This is a genomic window from Bacteroides stercorirosoris (genome assembly GCF_900142015.1).
Classification (GTDB): domain Bacteria; phylum Bacteroidota; class Bacteroidia; order Bacteroidales; family Bacteroidaceae; genus Bacteroides; species Bacteroides stercorirosoris.
In genome coordinates this window covers 41,087-62,725 of the sequence record NZ_FQZN01000002.1, presented here as the reverse complement: position 1 = coordinate 62,725, position 21,639 = coordinate 41,087, and the positions used below count along the sequence as shown (strand labels likewise).

The 21,639-nt window shown below is 39.1% G+C and carries 19 protein-coding genes; 3 read left to right on the top strand and 16 right to left on the bottom strand.

The genetic code is table 11. The features are described 5' to 3' along the window. A complete protein-coding gene (ppdK, locus tag BUC01_RS01760; RefSeq protein ID WP_025835186.1) occupies window positions 1-2,727 on the bottom strand; it encodes a pyruvate, phosphate dikinase in 2,727 nt (908 codons plus the stop codon). Window positions 2,728-2,926: 199 nt separating this feature from the next. On the opposite strand from ppdK, the gene rlmD reads away from it, so the two are divergent. Continuing rightward, window positions 2,927-4,354, top strand: coding sequence for a 23S rRNA (uracil(1939)-C(5))-methyltransferase RlmD (rlmD, locus tag BUC01_RS01755; RefSeq protein WP_073312538.1), 1,428 nt, complete (start codon window positions 2,927-2,929; stop codon window positions 4,352-4,354). Between the two features lie 105 nt (window positions 4,355-4,459). Beyond that, entirely contained in the window at window positions 4,460-5,305 is an 846-nt protein-coding gene (locus BUC01_RS01750) for an RluA family pseudouridine synthase (protein ID WP_369862964.1), read from the top strand. A 28-nt stretch (window positions 5,306-5,333) separates the two neighbouring features. Here BUC01_RS01750 and BUC01_RS01745 read toward each other — a convergent pair whose 3' ends face one another. The 3 genes from BUC01_RS01745 to araJ are packed head-to-tail and all read right to left on the bottom strand — an operon-like array spanning window position 5,334 to window position 7,379. Beyond that, window positions 5,334-5,741, bottom strand: coding sequence for a hypothetical protein (locus tag BUC01_RS01745; RefSeq protein WP_073312655.1), 408 nt, complete (start codon window positions 5,739-5,741; stop codon window positions 5,334-5,336). An 11-nt stretch (window positions 5,742-5,752) separates the two neighbouring features. Continuing rightward, window positions 5,753-6,178 (bottom strand): hypothetical protein, encoded by a 426-nt coding sequence (locus tag BUC01_RS01740; RefSeq protein WP_025835922.1) that lies wholly within the window; start codon window positions 6,176-6,178, stop codon window positions 5,753-5,755. A 58-nt stretch (window positions 6,179-6,236) separates the two neighbouring features. Next, window positions 6,237-7,379, bottom strand: coding sequence for an MFS transporter AraJ (gene araJ / locus BUC01_RS01735; RefSeq protein ID WP_073312536.1), 1,143 nt, complete (start codon window positions 7,377-7,379; stop codon window positions 6,237-6,239). A 118-nt stretch (window positions 7,380-7,497) separates the two neighbouring features. Here araJ and BUC01_RS01730 point away from each other — a divergent pair, with 118 nt between their 5' ends. Further along, on the top strand, window positions 7,498-8,037 hold the full coding sequence (locus BUC01_RS01730; RefSeq protein WP_025835920.1) for a glutathione peroxidase: 540 nt from the start codon (window positions 7,498-7,500) through the stop codon (window positions 8,035-8,037). A gap of 123 nt (window positions 8,038-8,160) precedes the next feature. On the opposite strand, the gene BUC01_RS01725 is transcribed toward BUC01_RS01730, so the two are convergent. From BUC01_RS01725 to BUC01_RS01670, 12 genes are all read right to left on the bottom strand, one after another. After that, a complete protein-coding gene (locus BUC01_RS01725) occupies window positions 8,161-9,300 on the bottom strand; it encodes a DegT/DnrJ/EryC1/StrS family aminotransferase (RefSeq protein WP_025835919.1) in 1,140 nt (379 codons plus the stop codon). A gap of 101 nt (window positions 9,301-9,401) precedes the next feature. Then, entirely contained in the window at window positions 9,402-9,992 is a 591-nt protein-coding gene (locus BUC01_RS01720; RefSeq protein WP_025835918.1) for a sugar transferase, read from the bottom strand. A gap of 11 nt (window positions 9,993-10,003) precedes the next feature. Next, window positions 10,004-10,990, bottom strand: coding sequence for a glycosyltransferase family 2 protein (locus BUC01_RS01715; RefSeq protein ID WP_025835916.1), 987 nt, complete (start codon window positions 10,988-10,990; stop codon window positions 10,004-10,006). Beyond that, a complete protein-coding gene (locus BUC01_RS01710) occupies window positions 10,990-12,270 on the bottom strand; it encodes a nucleotide sugar dehydrogenase (protein ID WP_073312534.1) in 1,281 nt (426 codons plus the stop codon). The genes BUC01_RS01715 and BUC01_RS01710 overlap by 1 nt, the downstream gene beginning before the upstream one ends. 58 nt (window positions 12,271-12,328) lie before the next feature. Further along, a complete protein-coding gene (locus tag BUC01_RS01705; RefSeq protein ID WP_025835915.1) occupies window positions 12,329-12,874 on the bottom strand; it encodes a glycosyltransferase in 546 nt (181 codons plus the stop codon). Next, window positions 12,871-13,905: a glycosyltransferase gene (locus BUC01_RS01700; protein WP_073312532.1), complete on the bottom strand. Its 1,035-nt coding sequence runs from the start codon at window positions 13,903-13,905 to the stop codon at window positions 12,871-12,873. The genes BUC01_RS01705 and BUC01_RS01700 overlap by 4 nt, the downstream gene beginning before the upstream one ends. Next, window positions 13,902-15,260: a hypothetical protein gene (locus BUC01_RS01695; protein WP_025835332.1), complete on the bottom strand. Its 1,359-nt coding sequence runs from the start codon at window positions 15,258-15,260 to the stop codon at window positions 13,902-13,904. The genes BUC01_RS01700 and BUC01_RS01695 overlap by 4 nt, the downstream gene beginning before the upstream one ends. Further along, window positions 15,257-16,783 carry a murein biosynthesis integral membrane protein MurJ gene (murJ, locus tag BUC01_RS01690; RefSeq protein WP_034524729.1) on the bottom strand — a complete coding sequence of 509 codons (1,527 nt, stop codon included), beginning with the start codon at window positions 16,781-16,783 and terminating at the stop codon, window positions 15,257-15,259. The genes BUC01_RS01695 and murJ overlap by 4 nt, the downstream gene beginning before the upstream one ends. 44 nt (window positions 16,784-16,827) lie before the next feature. After that, window positions 16,828-18,105: a hypothetical protein gene (locus tag BUC01_RS01685; RefSeq protein ID WP_073312530.1), complete on the bottom strand. Its 1,278-nt coding sequence runs from the start codon at window positions 18,103-18,105 to the stop codon at window positions 16,828-16,830. 53 nt (window positions 18,106-18,158) lie between these two features. Then, entirely contained in the window at window positions 18,159-18,890 is a 732-nt protein-coding gene (locus BUC01_RS01680; RefSeq protein WP_025835338.1) for an SDR family NAD(P)-dependent oxidoreductase, read from the bottom strand. Window positions 18,891-18,901: 11 nt separating this feature from the next. Beyond that, window positions 18,902-20,248, bottom strand: coding sequence for a Gfo/Idh/MocA family oxidoreductase (locus tag BUC01_RS01675; protein ID WP_025835339.1), 1,347 nt, complete (start codon window positions 20,246-20,248; stop codon window positions 18,902-18,904). A gap of 6 nt (window positions 20,249-20,254) precedes the next feature. Then, a complete protein-coding gene (locus tag BUC01_RS01670; RefSeq protein ID WP_073312528.1) occupies window positions 20,255-21,547 on the bottom strand; it encodes a glycosyltransferase in 1,293 nt (430 codons plus the stop codon). Window positions 21,548-21,639 lie beyond the last annotated feature (92 nt).

Here is a 21,639-nt window from a genome sequence, read left to right as displayed (position 1 = left end):
TTACTTCAAGTCTTCAATAGCCGCCTGAGCCGCCGCAAGGCGTGCAATCGGCACTCTAAATGGGGAACAACTAACATAATTTAACCCTACCTTATGGCAGAATTTTACAGATGAGGGTTCACCACCATGTTCACCGCAAATACCGCATTTCAAGTCCGGACGGATAGCACGGCCTTTTTCTGTAGCCATACGCACCAACTGACCTACACCATTCTGGTCAAGCACCTGGAACGGATCTACTTTCAGAATCTTCTTTTCCAGATAAACCGGAAGGAACGAAGCGATATCGTCACGTGAATAACCGAATGTCATCTGTGTCAGGTCATTGGTACCGAATGAGAAGAACTCGGCAGAAGAAGCAATACGGTCAGCCGTCAATGCCGCACGAGGAATTTCGATCATTGTACCTACCTTGAAGTCAATACTGTCACCTAATTCTCCGAAGAGGGCAGCGGCTTCTTCACGGATTACTTTTTCCTGTTCTTTGAATTCATACAAGATACCGGTCAGCGGAACCATGATTTCCGGATGGGTTTCCACGCCTTCCTTCTTCAGTTCCAAAGCTGCACCCAAGATGGCGCGTGTCTGCATCTGGGTGATTTCAGGATATGTATTACCTAAACGACATCCACGATGTCCCAGCATCGGATTATGTTCACAAAGCGATTCTACACGTTGCTGGATATATTGCAGGCTAACACCCATGGCATCTGCCATTTCCTGTTGTCCTTTCAAATCGTGGGGAACAAACTCATGCAAAGGAGGATCAAGCAGACGTACAGTCACTGGACAACCTTCCATGGCCTTGAAAATACCCTTGAAGTCAGCTTGCTGATAAGGTAAAATCTTGGCTAAAGCCTTACGGCGTCCTTCTGCATTTTCTGCAAGGATCATCTCACGCATTGCTTTAATCTTCTCACCTTCAAAGAACATGTGCTCTGTACGGCAAAGACCGATACCTACCGCACCGAAATTACGTGCAACCTCAGCATCGTGAGGAGTATCGGCATTCGTACGTACCTGAAGTTTCGTATATTTATCAGCCAGTTCCATCAATTCTGCAAAATCTCCGGAAAGCTCGGCAGCTTTTGTTTCCACCTGACCTTTATAAACCACGCCTGTACTACCGTTCAAGGAAATATAATCACCCTCTTTCAGCAGAACACCGTCTATTTCCACAGTACGGGCTTTATAATCAATATTCAATGCACCGGCACCTGACACACAGCATTTACCCATACCACGAGCAACTACCGCCGCATGAGAAGTCATACCACCGCGGGCAGTGAGAATACCTTCTGCAACTGCCATACCGGCCAAGTCTTCGGGAGAAGTTTCGATACGCACCATCACAATACGCTTACCGGCAGCGTGCCATTCGGCAGCATCGTCCGCAAAGAATACAATCTGCCCTGTAGCAGCACCCGGAGATGCGGGAAGACCGCGTGTCAGAACTTTCGCTTGCTTCAAAGCCGACTTATCAAATACCGGGTGAAGCAATTCATCCAGTTTATTGGGTTCACAACGCATCAATGCAGTCTTTTCATCAATTATGCCCTGATGGAACAAATCCATTGCAATCTTCACCATGGCAGCACCGGTACGTTTACCGTTACGGGTCTGGAGGAACCAAAGCTTACCTTCCTGAACGGTAAACTCCATATCCTGCATATCTTTATAATGATTCTCCAACTTAGTTTGCAGCATATCCAGTTCTTTATAGATTTCCGGCATAGCCTCTTCCATTGACGGATATTTAGCTGCTCGCTCTTCTTCGCTGACACCGGCCAGCTCTGCCCAACGTTGCGAACCGATCTTTGTAATCTGTTGCGGCGTACGAATACCTGCCACAACGTCTTCACCTTGTGCATTAATCAGATACTCACCGTTGAATAAATCTTCACCTGTACCTGCATCACGGCTGAAGCAGACACCGGTAGCAGAAGTTTCACCCATATTACCGAACACCATTGCCTGAACGTTGACAGCCGTACCCCACTCATCAGGTATACCTTCCATCTTACGATACAAGATAGCACGTTCATTCATCCAGGAGTTGAACACTGCGCAAACAGCACCCCACAACTGCTCGTAAGCACAAGCCGGGAAGTCTTTTCCGGTCTGTTCCTTAACGGCAGCCTTGAATTTCTTCACTAACTCTTTGAGGTCTTCCACTTCCAGTTCATTATCCAGCTTCACACCTTTCGCATGTTTCACTTCTTCAATGATAGCTTCGAACGGATCGATATCCTCTTTATTAGTAGGTTTCATACCCAACACCACGTCACCATACATCTGTACGAAACGGCGGTAAGAGTCCCATGCAAAACGGGCATTGCCTGTTTTACGTGTCAGTCCTTCCACTACTTCATCGTTCAAACCCAGGTTAAGGATGGTATCCATCATACCCGGCATGGAGGCGCGGGCACCCGAACGTACTGAAACCAATAACGGATTTTCTATATCACCGAATTTAGAAGACATCAATTCTTCTACTTTTGCGATAGCGCTTTCTACTTCGCTTTTCAACAGAGCAACAACTTTTTCCTGCCCCATCTCATTATATTCGGTACAAACCTCAGTCGTGATTGTAAAACCGGGAGGAACCGGAACCCCAATCAGGTTCATTTCGGCAAGGTTAGCACCTTTGCCCCCCAAAAGATTCTTCATGTCAGCCTTTCCTTCTGCCTGACCGTTACCAAAGGTATAAACTCTTTTTTTGTCCATAATATAAATTTAAGTTTCTCGATTGTGATTTTTTCTGTTCGCAAATCTAAGTATATTTCGCATACTAGAAAACTTTTTGAGAAAAAACTTTCTATCAAAATGCAATTTCGACATTGCAATCTTTAATATTTCACTTCATAGAGAGAAATCCCGAAAAAATGTCTATTTTTGCAGAATAATTTATTAGACTGGTGTAAAAGTGGCAAGAAATAGAAAAGAACTTCCCCTACTGGAGAAAGTGACAATAACGGATGTGGCTGCCGAAGGAAAAGCCATCGCAAAGGTTAATGATTTGGTTATTTTCGTACCTTATGTCGTTCCCGGAGACGTAGTAGACCTGCAAATTAAGAGAAAAAAGCATCATTATGCTGAAGCAGTTGCGGTGAAGTTCCACGAATATTCTCGTGAAAGAGCCGTCCCGTTCTGCCAACACTACGGTGTATGCGGCGGTTGCAAATGGCAAGTTCTCCCCTATTCCGAACAAATCAAGTACAAACAAAAACAGATAACGGACAACCTTACCCGTATCGGAAAAATAGAACTTCCGGAGATTTCCCCTATCCTCGGTTCAGAGAAAACACAGTTTTACAGAAATAAACTGGAGTACACATTTTCCAACAAACGCTGGTTGACGGAAGAAGAAGTGAAACAGAATGTGGTATACGATCAGATGAATGCCGTAGGTTTCCATATTCCCAACGCTTTCGATAAAGTATTGGCCATAGAGAAATGCTGGTTGCAGGATGATATCTCCAATCGCATCCGCAATGCCATACGTGACTACGCTTACGAACACAATTATTCCTTCATCAACCTGCGCACGCAAGAAGGTATGTTGCGCAACATGATCGTCCGCACATCTACCACCGGAGAACTAATGGTTATCCTCATCGCCAAAATAGAGGAAGAGGAAGAAATGCCGTTGTTCAAGCAACTCCTGCAATATGTAGCAGATACATTCCCCGAAATCACATCTCTTCTATACATTATTAATAATAAACGAAACGATACCATCACCGATTTGGATGTCTATACTTTCAAAGGTAACGACCATATTTTTGAAGAAATGGAAGGTCTGCGCTTCAAGGTAGGTCCTAAATCCTTCTACCAGACCAATTCCGAACAGGCATACAATCTCTATAAGATAGCACGCAATTTTGCCGGACTGACCGGAAAGGAACTCGTATACGACCTTTATACGGGTACGGGAACCATTGCTAACTTTGTTTCCAAACAGGCCCGCCAGGTTATCGGTATCGAATATGTGCCCGAAGCTATTGAAGACGCCAAGGTGAATGCGGAGATAAACAGTATCAAAAACACACTGTTCTTTGCCGGTGACATGAAAGATATGCTGACGCAGGATTTCATTAACGAATATGGCCGTCCGGATGTCATCATCACTGACCCCCCACGTGCAGGTATGCACCAGGATGTAGTGGATGTAATCTTGTTCGCTGAACCCAAGCGCATTGTATATGTAAGTTGTAATCCGGCCACACAGGCACGTGACCTGCAACTGCTCGATGTAAAATATAAGGTGAAGGCCGTGCAACCGGTAGACATGTTCCCGCATACTCATCATGTTGAAAACGTGGTATTGCTGGAATTAAGAAATGAAGATTGAGAATTGATCATTAATCACTAACCATTAATCACCATCAACGTGGCAAGAGGAAAATTAGTAGCACGAGCCCGCACTCAATATACGGACTACACAGTAAAGGAACCGATGGAACTTATGGAGTTTCTGGCAGCCAAAATGCCGGATGCCAGCCGTACCAAACTAAAATCACTGCTCAGCAAGCGGGTGGTGTTTGTAGATAGTGTAATAACCACTCAATACAATTTTCCGCTTAAACCGGGCATGAAAGTACAGATCAGCCGGGAAAAAGGGAAAAAGGAATTTCACAACAAGTTGTTGAAGATCGTCTATGAGGACGCTTATATCATTGTGGTAGAAAAGATGCAAGGTCTGCTGTCTGTTAGTAGCGAACGCCAGAAAGAACGTACGGCATACCATATTCTAAATGAATATGTACAACGCTCTAACGGACGTGGCAGCAGTGTTTATATCGTTCACCGCCTCGACCGCGACACTTCCGGACTGATGATGTTTGCAAAGGATGAAAAGACGCAACGCACATTGCGTGACAACTGGCATGATATCGTAACCGACCGTCGCTACGTAGCTGTAGTTGCGGGAGAAATGGAGAAGAATGCCGGTTGTGTGATATCCTGGCTTACGGACCGCACCCTCTATGTCTATTCCAGTCCGACAGACGATGGGGGACAAAAATCAATCACGCATTATCGTACGATCAAGCGTGCCAATGGCTATTCTCTCGTAGAACTGAATCTTGAAACGGGACGCAAAAATCAAATCCGCGTACATATGCAGGATTTGGGACATCCTATCGTTGGTGACGGACGCTACGGACTGGAAGATGTCAATCCTATCGGACGCCTGGCACTACACGCTTTTAAACTCTGTTTCTATCATCCGATAACGGGAGAGTTGATGCAGTTTGAAACACCTTATCCGAATGACTTTAAGAAGTTGTTTCTGAAGAAATAAAAAAAGCGGAACAAATGTTCCGCTTTTTTTAATATCTATATAATGTAATTGGTCCATCTCGTAGTCCATCTACATATAGTACACCGGACAACTCATCTCCAAAGACATATACATCATATATTTCCAGCAAAGGATAATCATTACCATAATCCAACGAAAGAATACCACCATTTATCACCCAACGAAAAGGTAATGAATATATAATTTCCCCATTTGGGTCATCATAATAGCATTGCGCATCAGTTCCAAAACCGTTCCCATCAAAATACAGCCCACTTTCCAACGGCCCATATCTGTCAGCAAATCCCAGATCTCCCACCCATTCATAACCAACAATACGATCAAAAACAGTTTCATCATCTTCACACGAAGTTAAACCTATTATAATACTTAAACATAGGAAAAGCGACTTCGTATATTTCAATATATTATTCATCAGCATACATTTTATTTATAATAACTTGCATCAACAAACATCACAACTATTCCATCCAATTTACCTGAGAGATTATGTTCACGCACCCACACATTATCAAAAAAGACACGATCATCAGCACCATAATCCAGTATCAAACCTTCCATAGTCTTATCTATCCAAGACCAATCAAAACGGTAAGAACTCTCATAAGGTTTACGCCCATCTTTCGGATTATACTTAAAGGTTTCTTTACCACTACCATTTCGCGAAAATTCAAGATAATGCTCACAAACCTCATTATTATCAGTCTCATACTCCTCTACCCAGATCTTACTACATAGCTTTTCATCACTATTCCTCAAATAATCATCCGTATAATATTCATCGCCGCACGACGATAACCCTACGACAATCATCAGTAAAAAAAGTATTTTTCCAACATTCAAAGTTTTCATAATTTATATCGTTTAGTTAATACTTGCGGACAAAAATACAAAAACATATCGTAATGTTTTAATATTTCGCCTGATATTTCTTGTAGAAGATCAGAAACAGAGTAAAACCAATCAAAGCAAAAGGTACTCCTGCCAATGCCGGATAGCGATAACCGGCACTAATAGCCACTCCACCGGCATAAGCCCCAATTGCATTACCCAGATTGAATGCCACTTGCACACAAGCCGCTCCTAACATCTCCCCTCCCTTAGCCACACGGATGATCAATACCTGCTCCGGACTGGACACTGCAAACAAACCTGCCGTGCAAAGACACATCAACAATGCGGATAACCATGGATAAGGCGACAAGAAAAATATCAGCAACAACACGATACAAATCATCGCTTGTACAACAGTTCCCACTTTCCCGGGAGTATAGCGGTCAGATAGCCGACCACTAATTAAATTCCCTACCACCATACCGAAACCGGCCAATACCATCAACCCGGTAATGCTCTCAGCACTGAATCCGGAGACATTCGTCAGCATTGGATTGATATAGCTATACCAACAGAAGACACCTCCATTCCCTAATGCCGTCGCACCCAGGATAAGCCAGGGAGCCGGTGTCTTCAGAAAACGGAACTGCCCTTTGAACCCCGTATCTTTCAATCCTTCTACATGAGGCACCCAGCGCCAGATATAATAAAGAATAATCACTCCCCAACAGCCTACCAACAAGAAAGTAACCCGCCACGAAATAGAATTGCTCAATGATGTACCCAGTGGAACCCCGAAAAGATTGGCAATAGTCATCCCTGCTATCATAATCGAAACGGCTTCTGAACCTTTCCCCTTATCAGCCAGTTTCTCCGCCACAATGGAGGCAACCCCGAAGTATGCACCATGAGGAAGCCCGGAAACAAAACGCGCCAGCAACAACACCCAATAATTAGGCGCCATTGCCGCACAGATATTCCCCACCACAATCAGTGTCACCAATGCTAATAGGATGTGTTTCAATGGATGCTTACGGGCCAAAATCAAGGTAGGCGCTCCCACGCAAACCCCTAAAGCATATGCAGAAATAAAATGCCCCGCAACGGGAATACTGAGACCCAGGTCCTTAGCCACATCGGGTAGAATACCCATCATGACAAATTCGGCAATCCCCAATCCCAAGGTGCCGAATGCTAATGCGATAAGACTCTTCTTCATACCTATTTTTACCTAAAAAACTAATCTTTTTACCGGGGTGCAAAGGTAGTACTTTTTTCATCTCAGTGATAAACTATTCAAGACTACATTTTGTTTTATAGATAAACAGAATACGAAAATGAAAACAATTATTATAAGTATATTTATGGCAATGACAGCAATCGCCTCCCAGGCACAGCAAAAGAGTTTCTATGACTTCACAGTCAAGACTATTGATGGAAAAGACTTATCCCTTTCCACCTTTAAAGGTAAAAAAGTGCTGGTGGTCAATGTCGCTTCCAAATGCGGATTCACTCCGCAGTATGCCAAACTTGAAGAGTTATATACCAAATATGGAAAAGATAATTTTGTAGTTATTGGTTTCCCGGCCAACAATTTTTTGAATCAGGAACCTGGAAGCAACGAAGAAATCAAAGAATTCTGCACGTTGAATTACGGAGTCACCTTTCCGATGATGGAAAAGATTTCCGTTAAAGGAAAAGATATTGCACCTTTATACAAATGGCTTACTACAAAAAGCGAAAATGGGGTTCAGGATGCCAAGGTAGGCTGGAACTTTCACAAATTTCTGATAGATGAAAACGGAAAGTGGGTAGCCTCGTATGGTTCGACAACAGATCCGCTATCAGAAAAGATAGTGAGCTGGATTGAAGAATAACTCCTATATCCGCCAATTTCAAGTTATTCAAATAAGAAGTCAGCCTATTGACAAAAAAGCCGGAACAACCCATTAGAGAGCATTCCGGCTACCAAAACAACACTATAAATAGTCTGGATATCGTTATTTCTTACAGCACCTTTTTATCTGTTCCACAATATAGGCCACATCTTCATCCGTCACCCAAGGACCGGCAGGAATACATAAACCCATATTAAACAAACGTTCAGAAACACCATTCACATAACGGGGGTTATGGGCATAAACAGGCTGAAGATGCATAGGCTTCCATAAAGGACGAGTCTCAACCCCTTGCTCATCCAGTTTACAGCGGACCTCATCATAGTTAGTACCCGTCTTAGCAGGGTCTATCAAGATAGTAGACAGCCAGTAATTAGCGTTGAAACGATCATCAGGATTAGACTTCAAAGTTATTCCCTCAATACCTTCAAATGCCTTTGCATAAAGGTCATGTACATGACGGTGATGCGCAATATGCTCATCCAATACAGTCATCTGACCACGACCGATACCCGCACAGATATTACTCATACGATAATTGTAGCCAATCTTTTCATGCTGGTAATGAGGGAAAGGTTCACGAGCCTGCGTAGCATAAAACATCGTTTGCTTCTTGGTGCTTTCATCAGGAACAATCAAAGCGCCACCACCCGAAGTAGTGATCATCTTATTACCATTAAAAGACAACACGCCAAAGGCACCGAACGTACCACACTTCTGTCCCTTAAACTCAGACCCTAAAGCTTCCGCAGCATCCTCCAGCACTGGAATATCATATTTAGCAGCTATTGCGCAAATCTCATCAATCCTGGCAGGCATACCATAAAGGTGAACCGGAAGAATAGCTTTAGGTTTCTTACCTGTCTTCGCGATTCTGTCCTTAATGGCTTCTTCCAGCAAAACAGGGTCCATATTCCAGGTATCTTCCTCGCTGTCTATAAACACGGGAGTTGCCCCCTGATAAGCAACAGGATTGGCTGACGCACAGAATGTAAACGACTGGCAGATCACCTCATCACCGGCTCCTACACCAAGTTGAATTAATCCCAGATGGATAGCTGCCGTACCAGCAGACAAAGCAACCACTTCCTTATTCTGTCCTACAAAATGTTTCAGTTTTTCTTCGAAAGCATTTACGTTGGGTCCCAAAGGAACAACCCAGTTAGTATCGAAAGCTTCCTTTATAAAAGCCTGCTCCTTGCCGCTCATGTGAGCAAGGCAAAGATAAATTCTCTTGTCCATTGAATTATTTGATTAAAAAACGATAAATAGAAAAGTAAGAGTATAAAAAGAAAGGTTATTTATGCCATAGATAATAAGGCACAAATAACCATTTTATGAAATTACAAATCTTTTCCAAATATTGTATAAATAATGATTTTAATATCATTCCAGAAAGACCAGTGATTCAAATATTCTATATTAATTCTCACTTTATCAGGAAACAGTACCTCGTCATTGTATTTTTGAGGATCTTCCTGTTGCGCTAATAATTCTTCTTCATTTCGGTATTTCAAACTAGCAGGTCCAGTGATACCTGGTTTTAACAATAGTACCCTTCTATTTTCACCTTCTAATTTATCAGCGTACCCCGGTACATCCGGTCGAGGACCGACAAAACTCATATCACCTATCAATACATTCCATAATTCAGGCAATTCATCCAATTTATATTTCCGCAATTTTGCTCCTAAAGGAGTAATACGACTCTCTCCTTGTACGGAGATTGAACTACCGGAATGGTTGATCATCATGGAACGAAACTTATACATGGTAAATAGTCGTCCGTGCTGCCCCACTCGCTTTTGAGTAAAAATGACAGGACCATCTGGCATTTTGATACGAATTAAAATGCCAACTAGTAATAAAACAGGAAACAAAAAAAACAAACCGAAAAGCGATACACCACGATCAAAAAACACTTTCAATAACATATCTAAAGTTTTTATCCCTTTCTACATATATTCAGTATCCCCATAAATGATCCCCAGCCATACGATAAATGTAATACAATAAAAGAACAGAACAGATAGTAAAAATTCAACTTTCTATTCAGACTAAGTGATAAACATATTGTAGATATACAAAGTGTGTATAGCAATAATGACAATAAAGTTACCAACACTAATGGCATATAAAATATAGATAACACTGTTGGCAGTAAAAGTGAAAGTAAAAAGAACAATGGAACAAAATGTCTGACGGACAATGAGCGGAACTGCTTAGTATAATATACAGTCAAGATATTCCATTTCCCATTCCCAAAATTATTCCTAGCCAATCCTTTAAAAGTTTCACGTGCCAAATAAGTACAGTATGTATCAGGAACTATAAAAATGCATCCACCGCCACGAATTATACGCTTATTCAGTTCTATGTCCTGATTTCGTATTAGTCTTTCATCATAGTCCCCATACTTCTCAAACACTTCTCTGCGCCAACAACCAAAAGGAACAGTATCTACATTCACTGCCTTGTCAACTCCCAACCGAAAAGTAGAATTACCAACACCAAACCTGTTACTTAATACCTCCTTTATGGCAAGCGTTTTTGAATTCCGATTTAGCACATCCGTCCGACAAGCCGCCCCCACATTATCCGCATTCAGTTCAAAAAGTTTTTTCTCCAAAACCGAGAAATAATTTATAGGATATTGAGCGTGGGCATCCAAACGCATTATCACATCACCTTTAGCTACCTTAATGCCTATATTCATTGCAACCGGGACTATTCGCTTTATGTTGTCAACCAAATGGATAAATGGATACTTCGTGGCATAATCCCCAATTATACCTCGAGTACCATCCTCACTCATACCATCCACGAATATTATTTCAAGTCTTTCCTTCGGATAGTCTTGAAGCAAAATAGATTGAATACAGACATCAATATATTTTGCTTCATTATATACCGGACAAACAACAGAGAGCATTACAATCTTCCGTCAATCATTTCACGATTCAGCATACCTTTCACATCATACACCACCCCATTCTCACATTTCAGGAAAGCACGTATATCCTCCTGTTTGAAGGCATCGTGCGCCACACCAAGAATCACGGCATCAAACTTACCTTTCAACTCCTCTAAAGATTTATTAGTCAGTTCAATCTCATATTCATACTTCACGTGCACGCCATTCGCCCACGGGTCATATACAGTGATGTTAGAAGTATATTCACTCAATGTAGAATAAATATCCACAATCTTCGTATTACGAATATCCGGACAATTCTCTTTAAATGTGATACCCAGCAACAGAATCTTCGCATCCTTCACCAGTACCCCTTTCTTGTTCATCAGCTTGATAACCTGATTAGCCACATAATCCCCCATACCATCGTTTAATCGACGAGCCGCTGACATCACTCGAGGAAGCACACCATATACCTGAGCCTTCTGAATCAAATAATAGGGATCCACACTGATGCAATGCCCCCCCACTAAGCCGGGTTTCAATTTGATGAAATTCCACTTGGAAGCGGCGGCATCTATCACATCGTTGGTATCAATGCCCATGGCATTAAAAATCTTAGCCAGTTCATTCATGAAGGCAATATTCACGTCTCTCTGCGAGTTCTCAATAATCTTCGAAGCCTCTGCCACTTTTATAGATGGTGCTTTATGTGTACCATTTACCAAAACAGAATTATACACCTCGTCCACGATGTCCGCAATTTCCGGTGTAGAACCTGAAGTCACTTTCTTGATTTTCTCCACTGTATGCTCCTTGTCACCCGGGTTGATGCGTTCGGGAGAATAGCCGGCAAAGAAATCCGTATTAAATTTCAAGCCGGATACCTTTTCTACTACGGGTAAGCACTCCTCCTCCGTTACTCCCGGATAAACCGTTGATTCATATACCACAATATCCCCTTTGGATATAACCTTACCCACCGTCTCGCTGGCACCCCACAAAGGCTTCAAATCTGGACGGTTATTCGTATCAACAGGAGTAGGTACAGCCACCACATAGAAGTTGCAATCCTTAATATCTTCAAGCTTTGTAGTGCAGATAAAACCATTATTTTGAATCGCATCCTGCAACAATTTATCCGCTACTTCCAATGTTGCATCATGTCCACCCATCAAGGCGTCCACACGCGCTTGGTTCATATCAAAACCTACTGTTTTATACTTTGTTGAGAAAAGACGAGCCAAAGGAAGCCCTACGTAACCGAGACCGATTACGGCAATTTTAATGTTTTGCATAATGATATGATTCGTTTGTATAAAAAAACTATTTTGAACATCTATTTAATTACTGATTTTATTTATTCAAGTTTATGGAATTACCAACATACCCTTGCAACCGCTGTTTTGCATATTCTACTGAATAATACTCACTCGTCCAATAAGCATGTTTCGACATTTGTAATCTCAGATGTTTGTCAAAAAGTATAATTTCTATTGCTTTCAAATAAGATTTTGCATTAAAAGTGTCACAAAGAAATCCATTTACACCATCTATAATAAACTCATCATTATATTTCCAATCAGATGCTATAATTGGTAATCCTACGGACAAAGCCTCAACCAAAATACCCGGACATCCTTCACCTTCATAATGTGACGGAAAAATCAAGACATCATATTGTTTCAATGTAAGCACTACCTCAGACGGTTGTAACTCACCTTTATACTCAAACATTGGATTATCTGATAAGTAGATATCAAAATAGTCATCCTTTTTCTGACCATAAAAATCAATCTTAACCATCTTAGAAAGACCTGAAGCACAAAGACATTTCGAAACTTCAACCAAAGTATCTAACCCCTTACTTTGTTCAATACGAGATAAAAAACAGATTATCAAGCTGTTACCCCCCCCGCAAAAGATATTATTCTATCTAATATAGGAGGCTGAAACTCTTTGCGTTTTATAAGAGCGTTAGCCTGCATAGTATGTAATAACCGTCTGTCCCTTTCTAGTAATATTACTTTATCTATCAATTTTTGCTGTCCATTCTCAAACGGAATGATAAATCCACTCCGTCCGTCCTCCACAAATTCATGAGAATGTTTCCATTCAGTAACAATCACAGGAATACCAGAGATATAAGCATCTACTACAGAACCTGGGAGACCTTCGGTAAAGTAATGTGTAGGAAGAAGCATCACATCATACTGGCTGATTGTATTATAAATCTCTGATGGTTGCAAGACACCCATATAATCCACAAATGGATATTTTGTAATGTTTTCCTCAAAAAATATTCTATCATCTTCAGATATGGGTCCAAAAAAAGTGATTGAAAACTTATCTTGTAGTTTATTTTTGGCGATATAGTCTGCAAGATCGAAAATCCAGTCCAAGCCCTTCATTTTGTTGACACGTGCCATAAATACCAGTCTCAACTTCTCTGAGTCGAAACGCTCAGGATCGAATTCAAAAAAACGGAAGTTTGGAAAGATATCCACATTTTGAAGGTGATAATATTGTTTCAACTCATTTTCCAAACGCTGTGTTTCGACATGAATACCTGCTATACGTTTGAGCATAAAACGATGAACAGGCATTTCTAATAAAAACTCTTTCAGCCATCCCCCTACCACAAAATAATGGATTTTAAAACGAAAGACAACAGATAAGCAGAAGACAAGAGGGAAAAATGATTTCAGATTATTTTGAGCCGGAAGATAAAACAGCATCCTACAGCAAATCATCTTCCAGAGTAACTTGACTATGCCAAGCCTGCGATATTTAATATCTTCTGTATCATAATAATCTACCTCTCCTTCCACCTGTTCTCTGACCAGTCTATAAACGTCACGGGTCTTTACAGTTTGTCCATCAAGCTGATTGGTACAATAACCGAAATAACCTACTACCAATGTCTTACTCATTTCCTGTACTTCGTGCTGTTGAATGGAGAAAGAGATAACTTCATATAACGGTTTATCATTATATTGTAAATACGATATCCATTCTTTCCGTCAAAAGTTTCAATATATTTATCAAATAGTTGTTGCCTGTCTGATTGCTTCGGGTCTTCAGAACTTCTTACCATTTCAAAAAACTCTACCACTTTTTCGTCTGAATTAAGTTTGTAATACTTCTCAACAAGTTCTGGATTATTAACCTCTACATCCATATCATATCTCAGAGGAATCCCAATCGGCTTATTAGCAGCCAATACAAAATAAATCAAAGAACAATTAACATCCACCATACAAGCATCAGCTATATGCAAACCTATCAAGTAATCACTGGTTGTATCCCAGACTATATTAGGACTATTTTTACAGAAATCTACAAATATTTCATAATCTTTTATAGACCAAAAAGTTCCTACTAACTCATGAATCAAAGATGGATGTAATCTGAATATAAAGCCCATATCCTGATGTCTTTTACAGTAATCCATAATTGTCTTGAAATAAAGGTCAAAAGTTACTTCATCAGAAACACCATGCATCCTAATACCATGGTCAGTCATCAACATTATGGTTTTCTTACCCTTCAATTTTTCCCATCCTTTAGGATAAAAGACTGGAGAATTAAATTTTCTATATACCAAATCAAACTGGGCTGGTGATATTCGTTCTATTTTATCCCGCCCTATGGCATCTATCAAACGATTGTAACAAAGATTGCCAACACAACACATATCCGCATTATAGCGTTGCAGATTCATGCGTTTCACTGTTCGGTCACCAAACCATATCGATCCTATGCCCAAAGGCACAAGAGCAACATATTTAGAGAATTCCCTTATTTGTGCCAGTTGTGGAGGATAGATTATCTCCAAATGATAAAGTACTGATATATCAGGGCAATCTTTACTTAAATCATAATTATAATCCTCCACATACTTGAACTTTAAATCCTGCATTTGCTTTATCATACCGTAAGGAGAATTCCCAAAAAGCACGATAAGAAGATCAAAACGTTCGTCATTTCTGAAACTCTCACAAACTGTCTGAATCACACTGAATGTTGATTCACTACAATGAAAAAATCGTATCTTTATTTTATCTTCAGAATTTAAAGAACTTTTAAAGTGGTTATTGTCATCAAGTTCAGTTACACTCACAACATTGCTCACAGCCAACCGGGTTCGCATATCACTACGATACTTCCTACCAGTCTCTTCATTAAGGATTTGTGCCGAACCCTTAAAGAATGATTCAATCTTAACTCCAATAGAACAATGTGCTATTTTCATCAACCCTTTTCTATAAAGTATTTTTAATGTCATTTTGATATTTTATTTTTTATTTTCAACGTCAATGTTTTAAGTTCAGTAAGTTTAAGCATATGAAGAACTCCTAAATATGTACAAAAACATACTACCGTAGCGACTACTAACACATAAAAATGACTTCCGATTTTTATGTATAACACGGCACAAGTCAATATTGCCGATATAATGGCGGCAATGCCTACTTTTGTAAAAAAAACATAGCAGTCTTTCCACGAAACATTTTCAAAAACAGAGCTTATCCTATTGAAGTAGAGAAAACAAGAAACCATATGTGAAATACTTGTTGCTACTGTTATACCTAATATACCCCAAAATCCTGACAACAGAATAGTTAATGATATATTTATCGTTATCGCAATCATACCGATTGCCATTGGAATCCGTGTGTTTTCTATGGCAAAAAAGGGACGCTTGGCAACCACCATTACGATACGAGGTACAAAACCTATGGCATACCCTATTAAAGCTTGGGAAGTGACAAATACACTTTCTGAATTAAACTTACCGCGTTCAAATACAAAAGAAACGAGATGATCTGCACAAAATATGGTAACGATGCTGATAGGAATAACCATTAAAGATATATATTTTATAATCTTTTTCAACTCATTTATCATCTCATCATATCGCTTTTCGATTACAAGTGCTGAAAAAAATGAGAGAAGAACAATTGTCGTAGTTTGCATAAACAAGGCAGAAACAACATCATTCAACGTACCGCTGTATGACAAACCCGATACATACCCTACACCCTGCTTTGTCGCGAGATATTGATCCACCAGCGCATTTATCTCCCCTACGGCTTCTCCTAATAATAAAGGAAGAATTAACAAGAATAATTTCTTTATATTTATATCTTTCGAATAAGAAAAACGTCTGAATTTTAATACCCGCCGAACACAAATATACAGCACGGCTGTTTGTATCAGATAAGCAGCCCAAAAACCAATGACAACCGCATTTACGCCAATCTGATCAGAAAGAAATACAATAAATACAATAAGTGTCAAATTTTGCACACACCCCATCAATGCACCAGGAATAAATTTCTTATGCGCATTCAATACACAAGTAAATATTGTTGTGATAACGTAAAATATCGCCGCAACACTTAGTTCTCTAATATAGAATGTCAACAAATCAACCTCTTTATCTGTATAATTTGATGCCATTAATGATGAGATATAAGGTGATATTATAAAAATCACAGCTATCACAATGAAAGAAAAAGGCAACATTGAACACAATAAAGCCGAAATAAACCTATTACCGTTTTCCGCATCATCTTTTCTTGCCGTATTGTACATAGTAAGCCCTACAACTGCCAAGCAAGAAAATATTGTAAAGACAAAATTATTAACAATAGTGTTTGCCAAGTAAAACATATCCACTTCTACAGACGTACCAAAATATGCCGCTAACATAGCACTTTCAACAAATCCCACTATTTTGGATACGATAATCACTATCAGTACTCCCATAGCAGCGGAAGTAATGGTTTTATTTTCTTTATTCAATACCATTATTCAACACGAAAAAATGTCACATTTAATTAATTGCCTTAATAAGCTTGCATTTGTGCCTTGTCTTGATAAAGGGAACAAATGACGTAAGACAAAAGGAAAATTCCAAGTGGGCTAAAGAATTCCGTACTAATAAAAAACTCAAATACAATAAGAAACAGAATGATTGCTACATAAGTTTTTTTAGAGCGAATAGTTTTTAATGCCAACTTACCAAACACACCAAAGTACAATGCCACACCAAGTATGCCCGATTTATAAAGAGCACAATAAAATTGACTATCTGTTACATTCACATTTTTGATCGAAAATTCTCCTAAACCGGTCAACCAATACTTAGCTATTATAGCTTTCATAGCATTTACAGCCCCATCTTCACCAAATCTTGTTTCGAGAGATCCCCCAATGTTACCCTCTGTCAAAAATTGGAGATAATAATCGAGATATAAAACATCACCTAATAAATTATAAAGCACCACCACGATAAAAACCAAAAAGAAAATAACCACAGGCAGTTTATAATCTTTCTTGGAAGTACGAATCCAAAACAATCTAATAATTAAACAAAATACCAATACAGCTACTCCCCCCAAAAAGAAACGCTTCGAACTTGAGCACAACCCCACAAACAGACTACACAACACCATAAGAATAGATCCCCATTTCAAGTCCTGAAAGTATTTTACTGTAAAAACTCCTATTCCAAGCATACTCAAAGAACCAACTAAAGAAGAAGTGGTAAATGTGCCATGAAGACGTCCAATAGAGCCTCCTCTTTCAAGTGTAGATTCAAGACTTCCCGTATTCCCCATATTTCCAAACAATCGCATCCATGTCTCCAAAACTCGATCTGGACTCCATATTTTCAACAAGTTAAACTCAATACATAACACTACACTATTAATAAGGATAATACAGGTCAAAATGAATATAAATCGATCTCTAAAAACACTTGTCTTTGACAATACATTAATAATAAACAAAGATTTCACAGTACCAACGATGGCAAAAACTGCTACTCCACCTTTTACGTTATACAAAGTTAAACTAAGCACTGTAGCGAATAATGTTAATAAGAAAACCCAAACAAAAGGACTCATAGCAGAGGATATATCATAGTTACAATTATTATATTTTTTATGCCACATATATAAGAACGGAAGAAACACATAACTATATTGCAATGACAAGCCACCCCAAAAAAATACCGGACAGCAAACAAGTAGAACACAAAAAAGCACAATCCCTTTGGCTGCATCCTTACACAAAAGTTTGTAATTAACTACCGATATTATTAATCCCCAAATAATATTCATATAATCTATTCGGCTATTTATCGTTCTATTGCCATTTCCACTTTACTAAATACTTATACTCTTCCACTGTTCAATTTATAATCGTAGCTATATGCACCTTCAGCTCTAAAGTCACTATTGTAACGAAATAACACCTCCTTGAAAATTTCTTCGTATTTAGGTATGAAGAGATCTTCTTTTTTCATCATACGATTAATTATCTCTTCCGCAAACGGACGAGTTAGCGATAAATCATTCTTCCCACCGGAAAAATTAGTACCTTTCAGAGAACCTGGCGAAACATTTAATATTTGATTGGTAAATCCACCTTTAAGTAATTCCACATTCAAACTTTCTATGAATATCTTTAAAGCGGCTTTTGACGCACCATAAACAGAGAAAAAAGGAGAGGACATAAATCCGGATATGCTCACTAAAACCGTACAATAAAAATCCTCATTAGACTTCATCCTATTATAGAAATGCTTGATAATGCGCATTACTCCAATGGAATTGATTTGCATGGTTCTCACCAGTTCGTCTTCCGATAGATTCTCAAAAAGCGAAAGTTTACCTACACCTGCTGTAATCACCAACTTATCGACATCAGTAAAACTATCAAAAATTGAATAATCATCAAATTGCAAATCAAAAGGAATGAAATCGATGTTTCTTGATAACAAAGTATCAGGACAAACCTTATCTATTATCGTCACTCTTCCAGTCTCTGACAGAGTTAGCGCTATTGCTAAACCTATACCATTACTACCGCCTACAACAAGAGAATGGTTTTCTCTACTAATCATAGTATTTTCAGCTATTTTAAAATTTTTGTTCTATCCCCCTTTATATACTCCTCTATTATTCCTGCAATGGTCACCGACTCTATCCAACTCAACTTGTAGCTACTGATTCTCCCCTGCACAATCATAGAGACAAATTCTTGGATCTCATAGCGTAAGCCTTCACCTTGCCAAGCATAAAAATATTTTTGATTCAAATTCTGATCTTCATATCGTACTTCAAAATAACTGGTTAACCACCAAGGAGAAGGCACAAGAACATATCCCTTTGTGCCGGAGATTACTAAATTACCTTCGGTCTTCACACCAAGCCCAAGAGTTATAGATGAAGTCGCATTGTCATAGTTAATCACTCCCCGTGTGAAGACATCAACACCATTCACTATTTTAGAATGGAAATTTAACTCGGCATAATCCATTCCAAGCAATTTGACAATAGACATCAACGGAAAAGAAGATAATTCTGTCATACTCCCTCCCGCCTGATTAGCGTCCAACTCTCGTACATCACCGCTAACCAATTTAGACAAGGAAGCTTTCACATCTATTACCTCACCAATCACACCACTCTTCACCAGTACTTGCAAATGGCTCCAAGCAGGGCTGAAGGCTGTTTTAGAGGCTTCGAGTAGTACCCGATTCTTCTTTCGCGCAAGTTCATATAACTCTTTGGCTTCATCACCTCTCAACACCATTGGAATTTCACAAAGCACATGCTTTCCAAATAACAGCGCTTGTTTAATATACCCGTAGTGCGTTAAATGTGGAGAGGCGATATATACCGCATCAACTTTTTCAAGAAAACTGCCAATATCATCGTAACTACCTTTGACGGCAAATTTTTCTGAGAAAATATTCGCTTCAGAAAGTTCCGGATTGTAAACGGCTGTAACTTCCACGCCGTTAACGTATTTACTTTCGGGAATAAACCGTCTGGCTATTCTTCCTGTACCAATGATGCCAATATTAATATCTGTTGTAGTTTTAGCACGAAGCATGGTAGAAGAGATTCCCTCTGTTCGAGGTAAATAAACCACTTTACAATATTCATTTAAGTAATCAAATTTGCCTTTCCAATCCGAACCTATGGCAAATATATCAATCCCAAACTTTTGAATATCATCAATTTTCTGCCCGACATAATCTTCAATAATAATCTCATCCGCATATCCGGTAGCCTTTACTGCATCCACTCTTTCCAACACATTGTTACGAACATTCAGCTTTCCCCTGCCACGATCAAAACTGTCACTGGTAACTCCCACAATCAAGTAGTCACCGAGCTCCTTCGCTCTTCGCAAAAGATTGATATGACCTTCATGCAGAAGATCATAAGTTCCATATGTAATTACCTTTATCATATAGATTTAACAACTACTTTTCTTGTTTCTCAAATTCATCATACTTTGGCTAATTCGGCCTTTTAAGAAAATAGTGAAAAAATATTTGGCTTTCTTTATATAGTCTATCACTATAAGAAATAACAATGTCCTTAGAGGCACCAAATATCGTTTCGTACACTTTGAGAAACCAAAAAGATAGTTCGGATCCACTTCGCGTGAATTATATACAGATTCATAAGACTCAATACACGCCTTTTTGTATTCAAAGTCACTCATGTTTATTACTCTTTCAATATAGGTATCCACAAGATTGCCTGGAGATGTCGATACTGAATAGTCCAAGTATTCAGGTAAATAGCCGTATACTTCACACTCCTCCTCGCAATAATTCCGAGCAGGAATTGACATAATGCCATTAATCGCTCCCACCGACACACCTCCTGCTACGCTTATATTCAAATGAGCATGTTTTATGCAAGCAGGCAATACTTCCGGAGAAACACTACCTAATAATTTTATATCCTTTTGAATATTCGAATTCAATTTTTCTATCTCTTGTATTACCTTAAACCTATGAGGCCCATCTCCCACAATATCTAATCGTATCTGAGGGTATTTTTCCTTTAAGCGACCGTATGCGCGTATTAAACCTAATATATATTGCTTATGAGGAAAATCAAATCTTCCGATAGTTATTATTGTAAAATTGCAACGTTTGATTCGTTTTTCTAATTCATCATAATTCAAAAGAGGCAAAGGCTCTACATACTTTAATAATTTGGTATCCTTATTGCTTATATATACATGATAATTATTTTCTAAAGCGTCTATTTGCTTTCTTGCATAAAAGCACAAATGATTGTTATTTTCCCATTCCTCAAAAACCGTACGCATACATCTATATACTATGAATTTGAGTGGATTGCAAAATATCGCCTCCAAATAATAAGCATCGCCTTTTGTATCAGGAATTCCATAAATTGACTTAATGTTTAAGTCCGAAAAACGTCTCACAATAGTATCTGCTTTCAACTTTGCCATAGTCGTACATGAAAAAATTACAATCTCTTCATCTTTTGATAGATTCAATTTCTCATGTTTAAACCAGAAAAGCAGATTCGAATTGACTTTTACAATTTCCAATCTTGGATCCTTTATAACATCATCGTACATCTTCCCCGTTTGAAATCTAATATTCTGCATCCAAATAACCCGTACCCCATGATTTAGCATATATTTCATTAAATAATAGAGATATTTTTCAATACCACCAATGCTTATCATAATAGGATAATTAACAATAAATGTTCGTTTCATATAAGCGATCCTACTTTAAATGCCTCTTTTATCAATTGATATTTTTCTATTATTAAATAGCTGTCTATCAATATAAGTATTTTCACAGCTAT

Excerpts from the sequence above, each read along its gene's own strand:
- ppdK (WP_025835186.1), bottom strand. The coding sequence starts at position 2,727 with ATGGACAAAAAAAGAGTTTATACCTTTGGTAACGGTCAGGCAGAAGGA.
- BUC01_RS01750 (WP_369862964.1), top strand. The coding sequence starts at position 4,460 with ATGGAACTTATGGAGTTTCTGGCAGCCAAAATGCCGGATGCCAGCCGT.
- BUC01_RS01745 (WP_073312655.1), bottom strand. The coding sequence starts at position 5,741 with ATGAATAATATATTGAAATATACGAAGTCGCTTTTCCTATGTTTAAGT.
- BUC01_RS01740 (WP_025835922.1), bottom strand. The coding sequence starts at position 6,178 with ATGAAAACTTTGAATGTTGGAAAAATACTTTTTTTACTGATGATTGTC.
- araJ (WP_073312536.1), bottom strand. The coding sequence starts at position 7,379 with ATGAAGAAGAGTCTTATCGCATTAGCATTCGGCACCTTGGGATTGGGG.
- BUC01_RS01730 (WP_025835920.1), top strand. The coding sequence starts at position 7,498 with ATGAAAACAATTATTATAAGTATATTTATGGCAATGACAGCAATCGCC.
- BUC01_RS01725 (WP_025835919.1), bottom strand. The coding sequence starts at position 9,300 with ATGGACAAGAGAATTTATCTTTGCCTTGCTCACATGAGCGGCAAGGAG.
- BUC01_RS01720 (WP_025835918.1), bottom strand. The coding sequence starts at position 9,992 with ATGTTATTGAAAGTGTTTTTTGATCGTGGTGTATCGCTTTTCGGTTTG.
- BUC01_RS01715 (WP_025835916.1), bottom strand. The coding sequence starts at position 10,990 with ATGCTCTCTGTTGTTTGTCCGGTATATAATGAAGCAAAATATATTGAT.
- BUC01_RS01710 (WP_073312534.1), bottom strand. The coding sequence starts at position 12,270 with ATGCAAAACATTAAAATTGCCGTAATCGGTCTCGGTTACGTAGGGCTT.
- BUC01_RS01700 (WP_073312532.1), bottom strand. The coding sequence starts at position 13,905 with ATGAGTAAGACATTGGTAGTAGGTTATTTCGGTTATTGTACCAATCAG.
- BUC01_RS01695 (WP_025835332.1), bottom strand. The coding sequence starts at position 15,260 with ATGACATTAAAAATACTTTATAGAAAAGGGTTGATGAAAATAGCACAT.
- BUC01_RS01685 (WP_073312530.1), bottom strand. The coding sequence starts at position 18,105 with ATGAATATTATTTGGGGATTAATAATATCGGTAGTTAATTACAAACTT.
- BUC01_RS01680 (WP_025835338.1), bottom strand. The coding sequence starts at position 18,890 with ATGATTAGTAGAGAAAACCATTCTCTTGTTGTAGGCGGTAGTAATGGT.
- BUC01_RS01675 (WP_025835339.1), bottom strand. The coding sequence starts at position 20,248 with ATGATAAAGGTAATTACATATGGAACTTATGATCTTCTGCATGAAGGT.
- BUC01_RS01670 (WP_073312528.1), bottom strand. The coding sequence starts at position 21,547 with ATGAAACGAACATTTATTGTTAATTATCCTATTATGATAAGCATTGGT.